The sequence below is a fragment of the Caulobacter sp. HMWF025 genome (assembly GCF_003060965.1).
Taxonomy (GTDB): Bacteria; Pseudomonadota; Alphaproteobacteria; order Caulobacterales; family Caulobacteraceae; genus Caulobacter.
On sequence record NZ_QAII01000102.1, the window covers coordinates 1 to 2,421 of the forward strand.

The 2,421-nt window shown below is 67.0% G+C and carries 2 protein-coding genes; one reads left to right on the plus strand and one right to left on the minus strand.

What is annotated here, in order from left to right:
• Nucleotides 1–764 (minus strand): ATP-binding protein (locus DBR10_RS11070; RefSeq protein WP_146187838.1); only part of this gene is annotated, 764 nt, incomplete at its 3' end.
• A 154-nt stretch (nucleotides 765–918) separates the two neighbouring features.
• Between DBR10_RS11070 and DBR10_RS11075 the strand changes: the two genes are divergently transcribed.
• On the plus strand, nucleotides 919–2,421 hold a 1,503-nt coding region (locus DBR10_RS11075; RefSeq protein WP_233243376.1), incomplete at its 3' end, for a LamG domain-containing protein.

Below are 2,421 nucleotides of genomic sequence, written 5' to 3' on the forward strand. Positions count from 1 at the left end.
ATGGCGGCGCGGGTGGCCTCGTCGAGCAGCGGGCTCGGGGCCTCCTCGATGACCTTCTGGTTACGGCGCTGGATCGAGCATTCGCGCTCGAACAGGTGGACCACGTTGCCGTGCTTGTCGCCCAGCACCTGGATCTCGATGTGGCGCGGGCTGACGATGAACTTCTCGATGAAGATGCGGTCATCGCCGAAGCTGGCCTTGGCCTCGGCGCGCACGGCCGGGAAGCCTTCCTCGACGTCCTGCTGGGTCCAGGCCACCCGGATGCCCTTGCCGCCGCCGCCGGCGCTGGCCTTGATCATCACCGGATAGCCGATCTGCTTGGAAATCCTGATCGCGTGGGCGGTGTCGTCGATCTCGCCGATATGGCCCGGCACGCAGGAGACGCCGGCGGCCTGGGCGAACTTCTTGCTCTCGATCTTGTCGCCCATGGCGCTGATCGCGCCGGGGTTGGGACCGATGAACACGATGCCCTCGTCGGCGCAGCGCTGGGCAAAGCCGGCGTTCTCCGACAGGAAGCCAAAGCCCGGATGCACCGCCTGGGCTCCGGTCTGCTTGCAGGCGGCGATGATCTTGTCAGCCACCAGATAGGACTGATTGGCCGGCGACGGACCGATATGCACCGTCTCGTCGGCCATCTCGACCGCCAGCGACCCCGCATCGGCGTCCGAATAGACCACCACCGTAGCAATCCCCAGCCGACGGCACGTCTTGATCACCCGAACCGCGATCTCGCCCCGGTTGGCGATCAGGATCTTGCTGAACATGGCGGCGTCCTCCGTCGGCTTATGATCTCTCGATCTTCGGGTTATCAGGCCAGCGCCTGTTTGCAACCGTCACCCTGCGGCGCTACACCTCGTGCCAGGGCATGACACCGGTTACCAGAATAGTGCCCGTCTGCGTCCTGTGGGAGGAGCGTGCGTGATCAAGTCCCTGCTGATGGCAACGGCCTGCGGCCTCGTTGTGGCTGGACCGGCCCAGGCCACGACGCTCCCGGAACCGACCCTGGTCTTCCACGTCTCGGGCGAACGCGGCCTCGCCGCCGACACCGCGCAGGGCGATCCGATCCCCAATTTTCTCGACAAGGTCAGGCCGATCCCGGACGGTGCCCTGGGTCAGGGCCTGCATGCCGACGATGACGGCGTGGTGTCCTGGAACGCGCCCGGCAACATCCAGGCCCAGAGGGGTACCCTCTCGTTCTTCTGGCGGTCTGGCTATCCGGTCGGAGTCGCGCCGTTCGTGATCTTCCGGGTGGGCTTTGCCGACCACACCAGCTGGGACATGGCCTTCCTGCGCATCGACTGGAACGGCCACGGCTTTGATGCCTTCGTGACCGACAACGGCCTGGCCCGCACCCGGGTGTCATTCAAGCTGGACAAGCCGCCCAAGGCCGATGTGTGGACCCACATCGCCTTCAGCTGGGACGAAACCCGTGGCGTGCAGCTGTTCATCGACGGCAAGCCCGTGGCCCGCAAGGAGACCCGGGCGGTCTATGATACCGGTCTCGACCAGTTCGGCATCGCCGCCCGCGTGGTCGCGCCCCACCAGGTCCAGAGCCGCTACAACTTCCTGCGCGGCGGTGACCTGGACGAGCTGAAGATCCACGATCGCGCGCTCGACGCCGAGGCCGTAGCCGCCCTTTCCCGCCATGCCCCCGCCCTGACCCCAGCTCCCATCGCCAGCCTGGCCGATCCGGCGACCCGCAGCGCCTGGCGGCTGCGTTACGGCTGGAACCGTCCGGACGACCTGCCACCCTATCTCCCGGCCCCGTCAACCACGGTCCGCAAGGTCGAGGTCACGGACGCCAAGGACCTCAAGCAGTGGATGTGGCGGGCCAATGACGGGATCTCCGAAACGACCTGGCCGGGCGTCTACAACCGCTCACGGCTGGAAGGCCGCAACGACTATTTCCCGCTCCCGGACTGGAACGTCTATGTCGAGGGCGGCAAGGCCCTGCGGCTGTCCCTGCCCGACGAACCAGTCAACCGGATCGAGATCCAGGGCCCGGCCTATGGTGACCTGACCTGGACCCCGGGCGGTGGCGCGACAACCCGGGTCGCGACCCGGCCAAAGGATCAGGCCCGCACGGTGCTGGCGCTGGACAGGCCCCTGCAGGGCGGCACCCTGACCTTTACCAACACGGCCCAGGAAACCCCGATCCAGGAGCTGTGGGTCTATAATGTCAGCGCCGGCGAAGAGCCGAAGGACGCGTTCAGGATGAGCTATACGGTCCGCGCCGAAGCGGCCCCGGACTATCTCAATCTCAAGGATCTCAACGCCTATATCGCCGGTCGGTTTCCCGCCGGTGAGCGGGCGACCGTGGTGGCCCTGCCGGAAGGCGCGCCGGTCCGGAAGCGGCCGGTTGCAGACCTCGAGGCCGCAGGCCTGCCGGTGGTCCACGTCCTGATCCCCTCGGGCTTCGGC